The sequence below is a fragment of the Lactobacillus sp. B4005 genome (assembly GCF_026536045.1).
GTDB classification, from domain to species: domain Bacteria; phylum Bacillota; class Bacilli; order Lactobacillales; family Lactobacillaceae; genus Lactobacillus; species Lactobacillus panisapium.
The window spans coordinates 1-16296 of sequence record NZ_JAFNOZ010000009.1 but is presented as its reverse complement, the minus strand read 5'-3'; the positions used below and the strand labels follow the sequence as shown (position 1 = coordinate 16296).

At 38.2% G+C, this 16296-nt stretch carries 19 protein-coding genes; 12 read left to right on the top strand and 7 right to left on the bottom strand.

Going from position 1 to position 16296, the window contains the following annotated elements; genetic code table 11:
* Positions 1-55: 55 nt before the first annotated feature.
* Positions 56-2407, top strand: coding sequence for an endonuclease MutS2 (locus J3U73_RS10375; RefSeq protein ID WP_267410390.1), 2352 nt, complete (start codon positions 56-58; stop codon positions 2405-2407).
* An 88-nt stretch (positions 2408-2495) separates the two neighbouring features.
* Complete coding sequence (gene trxA, locus J3U73_RS10370) at positions 2496-2807, top strand: thioredoxin (RefSeq protein WP_220220797.1); 312 nt, start codon at positions 2496-2498, stop codon at positions 2805-2807.
* Between the two features lie 44 nt (positions 2808-2851).
* On the opposite strand, the gene mscL is transcribed toward trxA, so the two are convergent.
* Both mscL and J3U73_RS10360 read right to left on the bottom strand, forming a co-directional pair.
* Positions 2852-3217: a large-conductance mechanosensitive channel protein MscL gene (gene mscL, locus J3U73_RS10365; RefSeq protein WP_103753061.1), complete on the bottom strand. Its 366-nt coding sequence runs from the start codon at positions 3215-3217 to the stop codon at positions 2852-2854.
* 72 nt (positions 3218-3289) lie between these two features.
* Positions 3290-3709 carry a YslB family protein gene (locus J3U73_RS10360; RefSeq protein WP_220269232.1) on the bottom strand — a complete coding sequence of 140 codons (420 nt, stop codon included), beginning with the start codon at positions 3707-3709 and terminating at the stop codon, positions 3290-3292.
* A 67-nt stretch (positions 3710-3776) separates the two neighbouring features.
* Here J3U73_RS10360 and murI point away from each other — a divergent pair, with 67 nt between their 5' ends.
* Complete coding sequence (gene murI, locus J3U73_RS10355) at positions 3777-4565, top strand: glutamate racemase (RefSeq protein WP_267410388.1); 789 nt, start codon at positions 3777-3779, stop codon at positions 4563-4565.
* Positions 4566-4582: 17 nt separating this feature from the next.
* Entirely contained in the window at positions 4583-5197 is a 615-nt protein-coding gene (locus J3U73_RS10350) for an XTP/dITP diphosphatase (RefSeq protein WP_267410387.1), read from the top strand.
* A gap of 37 nt (positions 5198-5234) precedes the next feature.
* Here the strand turns inward: J3U73_RS10350 and J3U73_RS10345 are convergent, their stop codons facing one another.
* A complete protein-coding gene (locus tag J3U73_RS10345; RefSeq protein ID WP_220269235.1) occupies positions 5235-6050 on the bottom strand; it encodes a mechanosensitive ion channel family protein in 816 nt (271 codons plus the stop codon).
* Between the two features lie 111 nt (positions 6051-6161).
* On the opposite strand from J3U73_RS10345, the gene J3U73_RS10340 reads away from it, so the two are divergent.
* Complete coding sequence (locus tag J3U73_RS10340; protein ID WP_220269236.1) at positions 6162-6590, top strand: DUF948 domain-containing protein; 429 nt, start codon at positions 6162-6164, stop codon at positions 6588-6590.
* Between the two features lie 18 nt (positions 6591-6608).
* Positions 6609-6986: a DUF1269 domain-containing protein gene (locus tag J3U73_RS10335; RefSeq protein WP_220269237.1), complete on the top strand. Its 378-nt coding sequence runs from the start codon at positions 6609-6611 to the stop codon at positions 6984-6986.
* Between the two features lie 69 nt (positions 6987-7055).
* Here J3U73_RS10335 and J3U73_RS10330 read toward each other — a convergent pair whose 3' ends face one another.
* Positions 7056-8162: an aminopeptidase P family protein gene (locus J3U73_RS10330; RefSeq protein ID WP_267393868.1), complete on the bottom strand. Its 1107-nt coding sequence runs from the start codon at positions 8160-8162 to the stop codon at positions 7056-7058.
* Positions 8163-8307: 145 nt separating this feature from the next.
* Here J3U73_RS10330 and J3U73_RS10325 point away from each other — a divergent pair, with 145 nt between their 5' ends.
* A complete protein-coding gene (locus J3U73_RS10325; protein WP_220269239.1) occupies positions 8308-9309 on the top strand; it encodes a substrate-binding domain-containing protein in 1002 nt (333 codons plus the stop codon).
* Between the two features lie 51 nt (positions 9310-9360).
* Here the strand turns inward: J3U73_RS10325 and J3U73_RS10320 are convergent, their stop codons facing one another.
* A complete protein-coding gene (locus tag J3U73_RS10320; protein WP_267410386.1) occupies positions 9361-10728 on the bottom strand; it encodes a glycerophosphodiester phosphodiesterase in 1368 nt (455 codons plus the stop codon).
* An 84-nt stretch (positions 10729-10812) separates the two neighbouring features.
* On the opposite strand from J3U73_RS10320, the gene J3U73_RS10315 reads away from it, so the two are divergent.
* The 5 genes from J3U73_RS10315 to J3U73_RS10295 are packed head-to-tail and all read left to right on the top strand — an operon-like array spanning position 10813 to position 14506.
* Entirely contained in the window at positions 10813-11145 is a 333-nt protein-coding gene (locus J3U73_RS10315; protein ID WP_220269241.1) for a hypothetical protein, read from the top strand.
* 12 nt (positions 11146-11157) lie between these two features.
* Positions 11158-12528 carry a bifunctional metallophosphatase/5'-nucleotidase gene (locus J3U73_RS10310; protein ID WP_267410385.1) on the top strand — a complete coding sequence of 457 codons (1371 nt, stop codon included), beginning with the start codon at positions 11158-11160 and terminating at the stop codon, positions 12526-12528.
* 5 nt (positions 12529-12533) lie between these two features.
* Positions 12534-13124, top strand: a complete 591-nt coding sequence (locus J3U73_RS10305) for a YutD family protein (protein ID WP_267410384.1) — start codon at positions 12534-12536, stop codon at positions 13122-13124.
* The gene (locus J3U73_RS10300) at positions 13125-13901 is read left to right on the top strand and encodes a TIGR01457 family HAD-type hydrolase (RefSeq protein WP_267410383.1); all 777 of its coding nucleotides are present in this window, start codon (positions 13125-13127) and stop codon (positions 13899-13901) included.
* A complete protein-coding gene (locus tag J3U73_RS10295) occupies positions 13898-14506 on the top strand; it encodes a TIGR01906 family membrane protein (protein ID WP_220220805.1) in 609 nt (202 codons plus the stop codon). Before J3U73_RS10300 ends, J3U73_RS10295 begins: the two co-directional genes overlap by 4 nt.
* 12 nt (positions 14507-14518) lie before the next feature.
* Here the strand turns inward: J3U73_RS10295 and J3U73_RS10290 are convergent, their stop codons facing one another.
* Both J3U73_RS10290 and J3U73_RS10285 read right to left on the bottom strand, forming a co-directional pair.
* The gene (locus J3U73_RS10290; protein WP_267410382.1) at positions 14519-15169 is read right to left on the bottom strand and encodes a VTT domain-containing protein; all 651 of its coding nucleotides are present in this window, start codon (positions 15167-15169) and stop codon (positions 14519-14521) included.
* A 9-nt stretch (positions 15170-15178) separates the two neighbouring features.
* Complete coding sequence (locus tag J3U73_RS10285; protein ID WP_323848381.1) at positions 15179-16114, bottom strand: NAD(P)/FAD-dependent oxidoreductase; 936 nt, start codon at positions 16112-16114, stop codon at positions 15179-15181.
* Between the last annotated feature and the right edge of the window lie 182 nt (positions 16115-16296).

The window sequence follows — 16296 nt, the reverse complement described above, 5'->3', positions numbered from 1 at the left end:
ACAAAAAAGACTGGCTTAGCCAGCCTTTTTTATTAATAGAAATTTTTTGAAGAAAATGAATGACAAAATATTAGAAACATTAGAATTTGCAAAGATTACGGATCGCTTGCAGGAAATGGCAATTACCGCCCCGGCAAAAAGGCAGGCGGCTAATTTGGTACCTAGTAGCAAATTTTCGTGGGTACAACAAGCTTTAAAGCAGACATTAACTGGCGCCAATATGCTGCGCATCAAGGGGCAACTACCCTTAACGGACTTTATGGATGTGAAGCCAAGTACGAAACGACTGCGGATTAATGCTAATTTAAATGCGGCTGAGCTTGGTAATTTACTGCTGGTTTTAACTTTGGCTAATGATGTCAATGACTTTTTAGAAGACATTGATGATGAAGAGCTTGATCTGACTGCAATTGAAACTATTCTGGAAGATTTAAATGTTCCAGAAGACTTTTTTAATCAGTTAAAAAAGTCGCTAACTTTTGATGGTGAAGTACTCGATACCGCGTCAAGCGAGTTGGCACAATTACGGCGAGAATTAAAAGCAAACGATGAAGAAATCAAAAAGCGCATGGACGGCTATCTTAAGGGAAATAGCAGTAAATATTTGTCTGAGCAAATTGTTACCATTAGGGATGAACGTTACGTTATTCCGGTTAGACAAGAATACCGCAATAAATTTGGCGGTGTAGTCCATGATCAGAGTGCCAGCGGGCAAACCCTGTTTATCGAGCCTAGCAGCGTCCTTAATTTAAATAATCGGGTGCAAAACCTGTTAGCTCAGGAACGCAGGGAAATTCAGCGAATTTTACATTCTCTTTCTTCGCAGGCACGGCAAGAAGTTGATTCGATTGAGCAGATTGCTGCTGCATTAACTGCGTTAGACTTTATTCAGGCTAAAGCAAAATTAGCACGTGAACTGAAGGCGACAGAGCCTCAACTAACTGAAGATCATTCGCTTGTTTTTTTGCAGGCGCGACATCCGTTAATTGATCCCAAAAAAGTAGTTGCTAATGATATTCGTTTGGGTGAAGATTTTGACACAATGCTGATTACTGGTCCGAATACCGGTGGTAAGACAATTACGTTAAAGACCGTGGGCATTTTGCAATTAATGGTGCAAGCAGGACTATTCATTCCTGTTGCTGAAAATAGTAAGGCTGGCGTTTTCAAGGATATTTGTGCCGATATTGGTGATGAACAGTCAATCGAACAATCGCTTAGTACTTTTTCTTCGCATATTAATGGCATCATTAAAATAATGAAAAATGTTGATGAGCAAACTTTAGTTCTAATCGATGAGATTGGAGCTGGAACTGATCCCGAGGAAGGGGCAAGTTTGGCAATTAGTATCTTGGATTTCTTGCGAAAAAAGCAAGCTAAGATAATTGTTACCACTCATTACCCTGAGTTAAAACTGTATGGCTACAACCGCCCCAAAGCAATAAATGCTTCAATGGAATTTGATTTAAAAACTTTATCACCAACTTATCGCCTGCAAATCGGTATTCCTGGGCACAGTAACGCCTTTGCAATTGCACGGCGCTTAGGAATGCGTGAAGATGTTGTAAAAAATGCGGAAGGTCTGATGTCTGATGATAATGCAGATATTAACCAAATGATTGCCGAACTAGCCAAACAGACTAAAAAGGCGTCAACTGCACGCCGGCATTTAGAAACCAGCCTTGATCGGAGTAGAAAACTTGAAGTAAAATTGCAGCAAGCACTTGATTGGTATAATCAGCGTGTGCAAAAGCAGTTAGAATTTGCTCAGGAACGGGCCAATGAAGTTGTTGCCAAAAGCCGAAAGAAAGCCGAAAAAATCATTGAACAGCTGCAAAAGCAGCCGAATAATGTTAAGCAAAACGAACTGATTGATGCGAAGGGAAAGTTAACGCAGCTTGAAAAGCAAAATGAAAACCTAGCTCATAATCGCGTCCTGCAAAAAGAAAAAAGACGGCATCACGTCAAGGTGGGCGACCAGGTTAAAGTTTTATCTTACAATCAAACAGGAACAATCACTAAAAAACTATCTGAGCATCAATATGAAGTCCAGATGGGCATTATCAAAGTAAAAGTGAGTGATCGTGATGTTGAAAAGATAAATCAGCAAAAGCAGCAAACTAAGAAAACCGTCCGTGCTGTTAGTTCCAACCGGCGAAGTAACGCCCGTAGCGAACTTGATTTACGTGGACAGCGTTATGATGAGGCAATGACCAACCTTGATCGGTATATTGATTCTGTTTTGCTTGCTGGCCTTGATGTCGTCTCAATCATTCACGGAATTGGAACAGGTGCAATCAGAAAAGGTGTGTGGCAATATTTGCGTTCGAGTAGTCACGTAAAAAGCTTTAATTATGCTCCTGCTAACGAGGGTGGTAACGGTGCAACTATTGTCCATTTGAAATAAAACAGCTTACTTGTAAAAAGTAAGTCGGCTTGCTATAATGAATTTTATAAGATAAGAAATATTGCATTATATATAGGGAGGTATATTCATGGTTGATGAACTAACAGATCAGAACTTTGAAGAAGAAACAAAAGATGGCGTTGTGCTAACAGATTTTTGGGCAACTTGGTGTGGTCCTTGCAAGATGCAATCGCCTGTTGTCGATGAATTGGCTGAAGAACGGCAAGATGTTAAGTTTACGAAGATGGATATTGATCAAAATAAAGAAACACCAAGTTCTCTTGGCATTATGGCTATCCCAACTTTACTCATTAAGAAAAATGGGGAAATTGTTGACCGGATAACTGGCTATACCCCAAAGGCCAAGCTTGATCAAATTCTCAATCAATATACTGATTAAACGCAAAAAAAAGAGGCTTTCTCAGAAGAGAGAGCCTTATTTTTTTAGTTATTTTTTGCTTGGAGCAAATCCCGAATATCTTTTAAGTAATCTTCAGCAGATGGCTGAGCTGGAGCCGGTTGCGGTTTGGTTACTTTATTGACAGCCTTCACAAGTAAGAAAACAATGAATGCAATAATTAAAAAGTTAATCACAGTGTTAATAAATGAACCATATCTAAAGGTTGCGCCGCCAACCTTGACTACTAAATTTGATAAATCAATTTTGCCAATAAATAGACCAATTAATGGGTTAATTAAGTTTGTTACCAATGAATTTACAATATTAGTAAAAGCTCCGCCGATGATAACACCAACAGCCAAGTCGATTACATTTCCACGTTCAATAAATTGTTTAAACTCTTTTAGCATCTTTATTTCCTCCATTCTCACTTTAATCATATTGCAAAAATGGGCAAAAACTCAATTAAAAAGCTTTTAAACTTAGTCAAATTTGGCTGCTATTTGAACGATTTTCCTTTTATCATCAATCTTTAGTTCGCACTCTGTAGTCCGACCAGTTTCTTTTTGGACTGCTTCTGCTAAAATTCCGGCTTCTAGAGAAAACTCATGACTATCGCTGTTCAAGCGATCGGTTACACTTTGGCCGCTTAATTCAAAAACGGTCTCAGTTCGCCGCTGCTTTACTCTTGTTAAATCGCCAAATTCAGTGGTAGCAAAAAAACTGACTACGTCGTCAAAAGACGACAAATCATATTTGCGGGCAATTTTTTTGCCACCCCAATATAAGATTGCATCATTGTCTTCACCTAAAATGGTGGGTAAAAGAAAGTCGCGGTATAACTGATTAACAAAATACACGTGTTCGCTTTGTTGCTTGTTGTCTTGCATAAAGAATTTCATCCCTTTTATTTTCTTTTATTTTACCGTAAAATTGAGAGAAATAGAAAAAATTGAGGGGATTTATATTATGGATAATCGGCCAATCGGCCTGTTAGATTCTGGCGTTGGTGGTTTAACTGTTGTCAAAAAAATCATTCAAGAAATGCCAGGCGAATCAACTGTTTTTATCGGTGATAATGCCCATATCCCATATGGTGATAAGATGAAAGAAGAAATAGTCGAACTGACTAGAAACAGTGTCAATTTTTTATTAAGTAAAAATGTTAAGTTGATTATTTTTGCTTGCAATACTGCCACGGCAGTCGCAATGGATATCATCCAAAAAGAAATAACTGTTCCAATTATCGGCGTGATTCAATCTGGAAGCAGTGCGGCAATTCGCGCAACTCAAACTAATCGGGTTGCAGTAGTTGCCACGCAAATGACAGTGGCACTCCATGCTTACCAAACAGAAATTAATGCGCGCGATCCTAAAGTTCAGGTGACAGAGCTTGCGGCACCACAATTAGTGCCTTTGATTGAAAAAAATGCTGGCAGATCAAACTATTTGTCAGCCTTGCAGCAAACCCTAAAGCCACTTGAAAATAGCACATTTGATACCTTGATTTTAGGTTGCACGCATTATCCAATTATTCGTGATGAGTTCGTTCAGTGTCTGCCGACTGGGGTTCAGGTAGTCGATCCTGCAGATCAGGTAGCGGAAAGTACCTTTGAATTGATGAAGCGAAAAGGGCTGTTGGGTGCCAGTACCCAAGCTGCTCAACATGAATATTACACAACTGGTGAAGTTGAGTTAGTAGAAAAATTGGGCAAAATAGTGCTCAATGTCGCTAATTTTACCGCTCATCATTTATAAAAAAGAAAAGGCAAGTTATGAAAGAAATTTTGTTTGCTACGACCAATTATGGCAAGGTTAAGGAATTAAAAGAGGCTTTTAAAAAAGCCAAAATAGATGTTGCTATCAAAACTAACAAAGATTTGGCCTATGCGCCAATTGTTGAAGAATATGGAACAACCTTTGAGCAAAATGCTAAATTAAAGGCGCATGCTCTGGCTGAATACAGTCAAATGGTGACTATTGCTGATGATTCAGGATTAATGGTGGATGCTCTTGATGGGGCGCCCGGAGTTCGGTCCGCTCGGTTTGCCGGAGAGGAGCATAATGACAGCAAAAATAATGCTAAATTGTTGGTAGAACTTGGTGGGGTAAAACCTGAAAAAAGGACAGCACGTTTTAATACCACGATTGTGGCTTCGATGCCGGGCAATTTTGCTCAGGATCTAGTCGTTTCGGGTCAGTGTAGTGGCCTTATTCTGGCGGCTCCTCGAGGAGAAGATGGCTTTGGCTATGATCCTTTGTTTTATGTTCCGGAAAAAGGCAAAACCTTTGCTGAAATGACGGTTGAAGAAAAAAATAGTTTGTCACACCGTGGCAGGGCAATTCAAAAATTATTGGCTGCTTTTCCTGCCTGGCTAGCGCAATTTTAAAAAAAGGTTAATCCTAATATGGGACTAACCTTTTTCATTATTGTGCTAATAAAATGCCATTTGCTTGCAGCGTTTTTAAGTAATGCGTCAAATATTGATCTTGAACAGCTTTTTCATGCCCTGGTTCGACTTGAAAATGAATGACATATGTAGCTGTTTGAGCTGTCTGTGCGGTAATCCCGATAATATTGGGACCTTGGACAAGGACATTTTTACCTAAGTTTATGTCATTATTTACTTGTTCAATGAGTTGATGAACCTTGTTAAAGTCGTTGGAAACTTTTAACTGCAATTCAATATCAAGACCAATACCGCCGTGGGCGAGATTTTGGACGATTGAGATATTGCGGTTAGGGATGTAGATAATCGAACCATCTGTTCCTTTTAGTCTGGTTGTCCGTAATCCTAGCTGAACAACCACTCCAGTTTGATTATTAATCTGGACAATGTCACCAACATCAAATTGATCTTCACTTAAAATGAAAAAGCCGTTAACTAAATCACTGACAAAGCCCTGAGCTCCCATGCCTAAAGCAAGAGAAAAGATACCGGCACTAGCTAGCAAAGTCCCAATTGGAATACCCAATATTGATAAAACAGCAAATAAATAAAAGAAGATAACTGTATAAGAAAAAATACTATTAATTAAAGCCGCAACTGTTTTCGATCGCTTGGTTTGTGGGCGCTTGCTATGGTTTAAATAATGATTAATAATTTTTTTGCCAAATTGATTAATTAAATAGAATATCAAAGATGATATTGCTAATTGCCACACAACTGAGATTAATTGCTCGCCAATTTGATCCCAATTGATTTTTAAAACTTTTTGGTTGATTTGAAACGCTTGTTTCATGGTTCCCGCCTTTCTTATATGCATATTAACTATAGCAAAATATTACATATAGATTGAGATTGAAGCATTTTCATGCTAGACTTTTTTTAGGTATAGAATTGGAGGTTGAAGATGATAATGTCTTATGGTGCATTAGCAGGTATAATTGCTGCGGTTGCATTATTAATTTTAGTACTTTTTGCCATTCCTGTGCTTATTCGTGCCACAAAGGCGACAAAACAAGCAGAAGAAATGATTAGGAGTACCAATGAATCAATACAGCAGATTTCAAAAGAAGCTGATGTCTTGCTTCAGCAAACAGGTGATTTACTTGATAAAACCAATGTGTTATTGGCTGACGTGAACGTTAAAATGAAAACCCTAGATCCGGTGGTTCAGGCAGCCGCAGATTTAGGAGTTAGCGTTTCGGATGTTAACGCGTCCTCCCGTAAGATGGCAAAACGCGTCAGCAACTTCCGTCTGAAAGGCAATAACGGAATAATGTCTTCTGCTTTATCGTCGATGTTTGCACGTCGTAGGCGTCGTAAAGGTAAGGATTAGTAAAAAGGAGTTACTACGATGAGAAAATTTACTGATTTTGTATTAGGTGCTATTGTAGGTGGAGCAGCAGGTTTCTTGGCTGGCTCATTGCTTGTTAGTGATAATCAAATTGATGAATTAAAGAGAAAAGTTAAGAATAACGATACCGTTCAAAATTTGAAGAAAAAATATGATAACGGTACAGAAGTAGTTAAAAATCAATTGGCATCATTCCCTAAGAATGTTGAGGATGATTCTGAATTAAAGGATTTTGATGACATTGTCATTGATAATTCAGAAGATGATGACCCAATTCAAAAAGACAATGCGGAAAAATCAGTTGATGATCTGCATAATGCTGAAAGCCAAGAAGATCCAGGTGTTTTGCCAAAAGATGATACTCTACCAAGACCTTAACAATTAAATTAACAAAAAATGCACTAGCAGGAACAATCTTCCGCCAGTGCATTTTTTATTATAGAGAAATTAATCGTTGAGCGGAATGTACTTGAGCTCTTTGTCAGTATGTGTAAATGGTTGGTAACCGTCTTTAGTGACAACGCCGCAGTCTTCGATTCTTACACCTGCAACACCAGGGATGTAAATGCCAGGTTCAATCGAAAAGCACATGCCTTCCTCAATAATTAAGTCATTGCCTTGAACAATTGAAGGGTACTCGTGTACATCCTTGCCAATTCCGTGACCTAAGCGGTGAATGAAGTATTTGCCGTAGCCGGCCTTAGTAATCACGTCACGGGCAACGCCATCAAGTTCAGAAGCTGTCATCCCTGGTTTAACAGCATCGATTGCGGCTTGTTGTGCCTCACGGTCGATCTCGTAGATTTCTTTTTCCTTTGCGCTTGGTTTGCCATAAGCAACTGTCCGACTAGAATCGGATGCATAGCCGTTATGCATAGTTCCAAGATCAAATAGCACTAATTCATTAGGCACTATTTTGTTCATTGTTGGGCCTAAATGAGGATTAGCAGCATTTGCACCAGCTTGCACGATTGTTTCAAAACTTTCGTGCATAACACCTTTTTGCAGTTTTAACTGGTAATCAATTTGACCAGCAATGTATCTTTCGGTTACGCCAGTCTTAATGGCGTTAAAACCGATTTGGAAAGCAAAGTCAGCTTCTTCACCGGCAGCTTGTAATTGCTTAATTTCTTCAGGCGTCTTATACAAACGAATTTTAGCGATAAAGTTAGACACATCGGCATCAAAGTTTGCATCAGGGAATTGTTGATGGAGCAATTGGTAGTGAGAAACAGACAAATTATTTTTCTCAAGCGCCCATTTTTGGTATGCTGTAGTTCTGTGCTTAACTTTGTCAGCAATTACAGCCCAAGGATCTTCTGAATCAAGGTAGCCATAAACATTGCCATTCCAAGCAGAATTTTTGGCTTCTTCTACATTTAGGGCAGGAACAAAGACGAATGGGTCTTGGTCCTTGAAAGCTAGAAGAGCGAAAATTCGTTCATGCGGCTCCATATCATAACCTGTAAAATAGGCTATTGTGGTTGGATTTGAAATATAAGCTACGTCGTTATTAGAACTCTGTAGCCATTCTTGCAATTTGGTTAAATTCATAAACTTTTCCTTTCGTATCAAGCGGTAATTAAGAAAAGTATATCATGTTCTTGAGTTGAAAAAATGAAAGAATAGCTGTAAACGCTTGCATTTTTTACAAAAGCATGATAAATTTTATATTAGTACATAAGATAGGGGAAATAAGATGCGTAAACAAGATATTACAATTTATGATGTTGCTCGCGAGGCCAAGGTATCAATGGCTACAGTTTCACGGGTTGTTAATGGTAACACCAACGTGCGTAAAGATACGCGTGACCGGGTAATGAAAGTGATTAATCGTCTGCACTACCAACCGAATGCTGTGGCGCAGGGTCTAGCCTCTAAGAGAACAACAACTGTCGGGTTGATTGTACCGGACTTAACCAATCTTTATTTTGCTGAACTTTCAAAAGGAATCGACGATATTGCCCTTTTGTATAAGTATAATATTATTATTACGAGCATTGAGAATCGTTTAATGCGTGAAGACCAGGCAATCCAGGGCCTATTGAATAAGCAGGTTGATGGGGTTATTTACATGTCTGATAGTTTGCCAGAAGAAGCTGTCGAGGCTTTTAAACGGACTGATACACCCGTTGTCTTGGCAGGAACAAAAGACAACCACAAAGAATTTCCTTCCGTTGCAATTGACTACAAGAAAGCCGATACTGAAGCTTTGAACTTGCTTTATAACGATGGTAAAAAGAACTTAGCACTTGTATTGGATGATCCAGATACGGTTGTTAATGCCGAAAACCGCATTCCAGCCTATAAAAAATTCTTAGAAGAACATAATTTAGGTGCAGGTCATATTTATAGCAACATTAAGGATCATTCCGATGGCTATAACCTCTTCTCACAACTAAGTCAAGATGGTATTGATGGTGTAATCGTAACTAGCGATGTTACTGCTGTCGGTATTTTAAATTCAGCAATTGATGGCGGAAAGAAAGTTCCAGATGACTTGGAAATTATTACGGCTAGTGCAACTCAAATTGCTTCTGTCGTTCGTCCGGCTCTAACAGCTATTCGTCAACCCCTTTATGATATTGGCGCTGTAGCTATGAGAATGCTGACCAAATTGATGAGTAATGAAAAAGTAGACAATATGCAAATTGAATTGCCATATGAATTATTGAAAAAGCAGAGTACTTCAAATAACTAAATGATTTAACTAAAAACCCGTTACACATTTGTGTAACGGGTTTTTGCTACGTTAATTTAATTGCGCTGCTAATTTAATTTTTTGGGTAAAAGTAAGTTCTCTTGGCGCTTGTAGCGGTTGATATTGCGTCAAGGCAATATTAGGATAACGGCTCATTCGCGGTAAATTATGATAATTTTTCCAACTGGTTTCGTCGAAAAAGCCGTAAAAGAGAATATCACGGGCCTTGACCCAGCCTAGCGATGTTTTGAGCCACATGCTCTTAGGGCTACCGTTGAAATTATAGATGCGATAAAGCTGGTTAAGGGGCAATTTCTTCTTAGTTTTTGCCTGGTTTTCTGGATAACGGTAAAGCGCAACTTCTTCTTGCGGTCGTGCGATGACTTGCTTATCTTGGTACGGGGCAACATCTTGCGGCTTTAAATCCAGGGTAACAAATTCGGCGGAAATAAAGGTTTGGTTATCTATTTGATAATAAAGCTGGTTATGTGCCCGCACACCATACGATACCTCTAATTTCTGTCCAGGATAAACAAACTTTTTACGCTTAATTCGAACATATGGGTTCATCATTGTGGCAGCTTTTTTATTGCCAAAATATAATCCCTTGCGGTGGATATCGTATTTATGCGTTCCTTCTTTTGCCAATTTGTACTTGAAACCGGTACTGGGAAAGTTGGTCACGACACCATCAATGTTTTTGTTAATTAGCCAGTGCCACAATTCAGGCGATTCGTCCATTTCTGTCCAAACAAAAACCTGCTTGTTTAGCTGGTGCAACCAATGTATTAGCCAAGAGTGATTTAAAATTAGATCAGATGACACGTTGACTGCATTAACTTGCGGAAGATTACTGAAGTTCATTCGTTTTAAACTGCCGACGATTAAAATTAAATAAGCATCAGGCAAAATTTCCCGAAAATGAAATAAACTGGCGGCGGAAAATGAATGAATCATGACCCGTTTTTCCATGTGATATTTTTTAATTGTTGCCGCAATTTTATCTTCAAGTTCATAAGAAGAATCAATTGAGTGATCTATTTTTGTTTCTAAAATAAATTTTGTATCTGGCTTTTTTTCATAATGTTCAAATAGCTCCGCTAGACTTAGCACATGTTCACCGTTATCATATGTTAATTGACTAAGTGCTCGCCAAGTATTTTGTGATACAATTGCATGTGTATGGGTAACTCGAAACAAATCATCATCATGCGAAACAACCAATTCTCCATCCGATGATAGATGAAGGTCGAGTTCAACGTAATCGGCGCCGGAGTTGAAAGCTGAATCATCACTCTGAATAGTTTCTTCAGGGTATTTAGTGGGATCCCCGCGGTGCCCAACAACAGTGAAACCAGTTGTTGTCAAAAAGATTAAGCTAAAAAAGAGAGCCGTAATTAGATGGCTTTTACGTTTCATGTGTACACCTCTATCGTTTATTACAATAGCATGGTTGCACATTTTTTGCTATATGTAACAGTTTTAATTTCATAGGTATAATTAATGAATCAACAATATGAAGAATTAGATTTAATTGAAGAAATCACTCGTAATGATAATAGCAAGTATTTTGAAATTTCGAATATAGATCAGAATGGGATTGCTGAATTAGCGGTTGATCGGGGCAAAATCAAGAATGTGCGCATTTTGCAGTTGAACATCCCACGAACGAAGGCATTAGTTACTTATGAAAAGTACATCAATAAAACTTATCAGCTTGAAACGTTGACTAATGAGGAAGATTGGAAAAATCCTGACTGGGTGGAATGGCAAAAGCCTAGGGGTAAAATCTTGGACGCTTATAAGATGATTTTAAAATCCAATCAGATTGGATAGAAAGTGGGAGAAATGGAAAAACTACGCATTTTACATACTAATGATTTGCATTCACACTTTGAACACTTTCCCAAAATTGGTCGGTATCTTCATGAGGCTCAAAAAGATCAATCAGTTGATCAAATTTTCACGTTTGATGCTGGTGATTTTATGGACCGTTCCCACCCTTTAACGGATGCAACTTACGGGCAAGCTAACATTAAATTAATGAATTCTTTTCATTATGATGCAATTACGATTGGTAATAATGAGGGAATTTCCAACTCACATGAGGTGGTTGAGCATTTATTTGATCATGCTAAATTTCCCGTCATTTTAGCCAACCTCCGTGAGGAAGATGAGTCAATGCCGCATTGGGCCGTTCAAAATAAGATTATCACTACCAAAAAGGGTACCCGAATTGCCTTAATCGGTCTAACTGCCGCATATCCGCTTTCTTATGAACCTAACCACTGGCACGTTAGAATGCTAAAAGAAACAATGGATGAGGTGTTACCTAAAATTGCTGGACAGTATGATGTGCTCATATTATTAACACATGTTGGTCTTAACATGGATATGTTTTTGGCCAAAAATTATCCCCAGATTGACTTAATTGTCGGCGGTCATACACACGATTTATTAAAGCATGGCAGAAGAGTAAATGGTGTCTGGATTACGCAAACCGGTAAGTGGGGTAATTACGTTGGTAACACTTACATGGAGATTGATGATCAGCACCATGTGACTAAAATAACGCCGCATGTAGAGCCAACTAGCTTAATGAAAGAGCATAATGGCGATATTGAGACAGTTCTAGGCTATTATGAATGCGGTAAGGAAATATTAAACCGTGAGCAAGTGGCAAATTTACCGGAAAAATACAATGATGATTATGAGGCAACAATTAATGTTTCAATGGATGCCATTGCTGATTTTGCTAAAACCGACTTGGCAATGCTGAGTACTGGACTCTTTCTGCAACCTTTTAAACGCGGCATCTTAACCAAATATGATTTACAAGTGGCTTTACCGCACTCCATGCACGTTGTTAGATCAAAATTAAAGGGCAAGGATTTGTGGCGCTTGGTCATGGAGATTGAGAAGAATCGTCATTATCTCGATCATTTTCACTTGCAGGGGATGAGTTTTCGCGGCAAAATTTTTGGTCAAATGCATTACCGTGGAATCAAATTTGACCCGATAAGCAGAATAGTTTACGTTAAAGGCAAAGAAATTGATCCTGCTAAGGAATATGAAATTGCGGTGTTAGATCACTATGTTCTAGTGCCGTTTTTCCCTACTTTAGCTATAGTTGGTGATAATAAGTTTTTATTCCCACAATTTTTACGTGAAGTAATTGGGGATTATTTGGCCAAAAAATATCCTATTAACAGGAAGTGAACCTAATGACGGAAAAAGCCGTTGAAGTAGTTAAGATAAAAACTGACAAGGAAAATAAGTTTGAGAAAAAGCAGCCTTTTCGGCATCCATTGGCTGCTGTTTCGTTAGAAAACGATCGTTTAAAGATTAATAAACAGTTATACCAGGTCATGGTGAATAAGGAAGATGCCCTTGATCTTGAGGTATTAAGCCAGAAATATGACCCATATCTTGATCAATATGATTTTTTGGTTGGGGATGTTTCCAGCGAACATTTACGTCTCAAAGGCTTTTATAAAGATAACGTACAGACAGCAATTGATCGAAAAGAACAGACGATTGCTGACTACTTAATGGAGTATTGCAATCCTGGTGGTCCTTATTTTATCTTGCAATTGCTGAGTCCAGTGCACCATTATCGCAATAATAACCGGAAAAAATGGGGCAGTTCATATCGTAAGCGTAAGAAGGGCCAACCTAATAAAAAGAATGGTGTTGCTTTCAAGCGTTACAAGGTCCGACCTGCACATTATAAAAAGCCGGAAACAGTAGCGGTTAAAAAAGAACAGAAAAATAATCATACTTTTGTAATTAAAAAAAGAAAGGGCAGCAAGTAAGTGAAAGATTACCATTTATTTTTAGTGGACCTCGATGGCACTATTTATCGTGGAAAAGACACTATTGCGTCCGGAGTGCGTTTTATTCACCGAATTAAAGAAGCAGGTAAAGAGTGTCTTTTTTTAACCAATAACACTACCAGAACACCTCAAATGGTTGTTGACAAATTGGCTCATCATGGCGTTAAAACGGACGTTTCTCATATTTATACGCCGAATATGGCAACAGTTAGTTATATTTTGGAGCAAGAAGATTGGCAAGCCAAGAAGATTGGCGTTTATTTAATTGGCCAAATTGGCTTATTACAAGAATTTTTAAAGCATCCAGAATTCGAGTTAAATGAGTCCAATCCGGATTATGTTGTCGTGGGGCTTGATACTGATTTTACTTATCATAAAGTTCAAGTTGCAGCTACTGCAATTCAAAATGGGGCTAAGTTTATTGGTACTAATGCTGATGTTAACTTGCCTAGTGATCAGGGGCTAATGCCAGGAAACGGCTCTTTGTGTGCAATGGTTGCTGTTGCCAGTGGTCAAGAACCGCTATATATTGGTAAACCATCTGCAATCATTATTGAAAAAGTGTTGGCTAAATTTCATTGTTCTAAAAAAGACGCTCTTTTAGTGGGCGATAATTATGAAACCGACATAAAAGCTGGCTTTAACAGTGGGGTTGACCAATTATTGGTAACCACAGGAATTACCCAAGCTGCTGATCTAATTGGCAAAAAGCAACCAACGATTTTGGTCGATAGCTTGGATAAGGTAAAATTATGAGCAAAAAAAGTAACATTTTGACAATCATTTATCACTTTATTTTTGGCGTTACTAGTAGTGTTGTGGGCGCTATTATTGCCAGCTGGCCATTATTGCTAGTTTTTGTAATTGTGCAAAAAACTAATAAGACTGTTAATTTGTCAATCGGGCAGGTTATGCACAACTACAATCAGTTAATGTGGTACTTAATCTGGCCGTTTAAGCACAAACTGAAGATGAGTAATTTACCAACTTCGTCATTAGCTGCACAGCATTTTGCAGATGTGAAGAAACTGTTGGTTCTAGCTGTTTTAGCCTTTTTATGTTGTCTGCTTATTTTTTTGTGGAACAGGAGTCAAAAAAATAAAGCATTGAAACTAAATAAAGTTTGGGCGCTTTTATTTTTACTATTGCCAATTGCTGTTTTACCATTTGCACTAACAAATTTTGATAACTTTTTTGTTGTATTTCATCATTTGCTATTTGCTGGTAGCAGTACTTGGCTGTTTGATCCGGCTACTGATCCAATTATTAATGTGCTGACTGAAGGCTTTTTTGCCTCATGTTTTGCAGTCGCAGGAATTATTTACGAGTTATATTTTGCTAATCAGCTTTTAGAGCGCTAAAAAAGGAGTTCCTTAGTGGAACTCCTTTTTTTGTGTTAGCCGTTTTTTGAGGGCAACAATTAAAATCGGCAATACTGAAATTAGAATAATTGCAAGAATTAACATGGAAAAGTGCTCTTTGACGAATGGAATGTTACCAAATAAGGCACCGATTATTGTAAAAAGACCACTCCAGATAATTCCGCCGATTACGTTATAAATTGCAAATTTACCATAATGCATTTTGCTTCCGCCAGAAATGAAGGGAACAAAGGTCCGAATGAATGGAATGAAACGACCAATAACAATTGTGATCGGACCATGGCGCTCAAAGAATTTTTCGGCTGCCATTCGATTTTTCTGATTAATCAGTTTATTAAACCAAGAATGTTTTTCTCCTGCATTAACTGAGCGTGCCCCAATTTCATAATTACATGCATCACCTAAAATGGCGGCTAATAAAACTGCTAAATAAACTAACCAGATATTAATATGATATTTGGGGTTTACTGCCATTGAACTTGCTGCAAAAATCAGCGAATCTCCTGGTAAAAAGGGGAAAATAACAAGTCCGGTTTCGATAAAAATAATGCCAAAAATAATCAGGTAGGTCCAGTTGCCAAACTGGTTGACTATTTCAATCAGATGGTGATCAATGTGAAGAATAAAATTGATTATTGTCATAAGTCGCTCCTAAATACTGGTTGAATGAATTGTTAAGGTTTTTTCTGGGAAAAGCGAGCGCATAATTGCGGTAATTGCAATTTGAGCTTCGCCAAAGCCAAGTCCGATTACAGGAACGCGACCAGGGTAAATGGCACTATCACCAATCGCATAAATACCTGGTATATTAGTTGCCATTTCCCGCGTGACATCAATTTGGCCGTTGGTCAGATTAATGCCCCACTTACGGGCAATACTGTTATCTGCTCTAAAGCCATAGGCAACAATAATTTGATCAAAGTGGCGCTTAATGATGTCTGTTTCTCCCATTTGTTTGAGACCAACCTTAAGTTGATTATTCCTTAATGTAATTGTTTTAGGAAGATAAGGAGTTAGAATTTCAACATTTTTTAAACTTTTCAATTGCTGTATTGAAGATTCTAAACCGCGAAATTCATTTCGGCGATGAATTAATTTGACCTGCGTGTTGCTTTGCTCCGCAAGTTCAAGTGCCCAATCAAGAGCTGAATCACCGCCACCAAAAACGGCAACTGTTTGACCGGCGTATTTAGCTAAATCTTGAACAAAATAATGCACGCGTTTTTCAATTGCCTCATCCATTTTTAGAGGCAATTTCTTTGGTTTAAATGAACCAGTTCCGGTAGCAATAATGACGCTTTTTACCTCAAAATCACCATCAATAAGAAATTTATCTTCTTCTTGCTCAATAGAAGTAACGCGATGGTTTAATGAAAAAGTGGTCTTGCCAGTAGCGGATTTCTTTAAGCGACTAATTAAATCAAAGCCAGTAATTTGATCAAAAACAGGAATATCAGAAATTTTTTTATTCGGATATAAAAATTGTGGTTGTCCACCAACCTCCTTTAAAGAATCAAATGTAATTGATGTTAAACCATGTAGGTGGGCAAAATTTGCACAAAATAGACCGACTGGGCCAGCACCGATGATTGCTATATCAAATTTTTTAATTTTTAAAACTCCCCTCTAAACGTTGATATAACAACTTTAGCATGAAAAAATTTCTAAGTCACTTTAATAAATCGTAAAAAAGACTTGCAAAAGTAAAAAAGAGTTGCTAATATTAATAACTGTCGTCGGGCGCAAGGCAAGAGCCAAGCGGAAGAGGG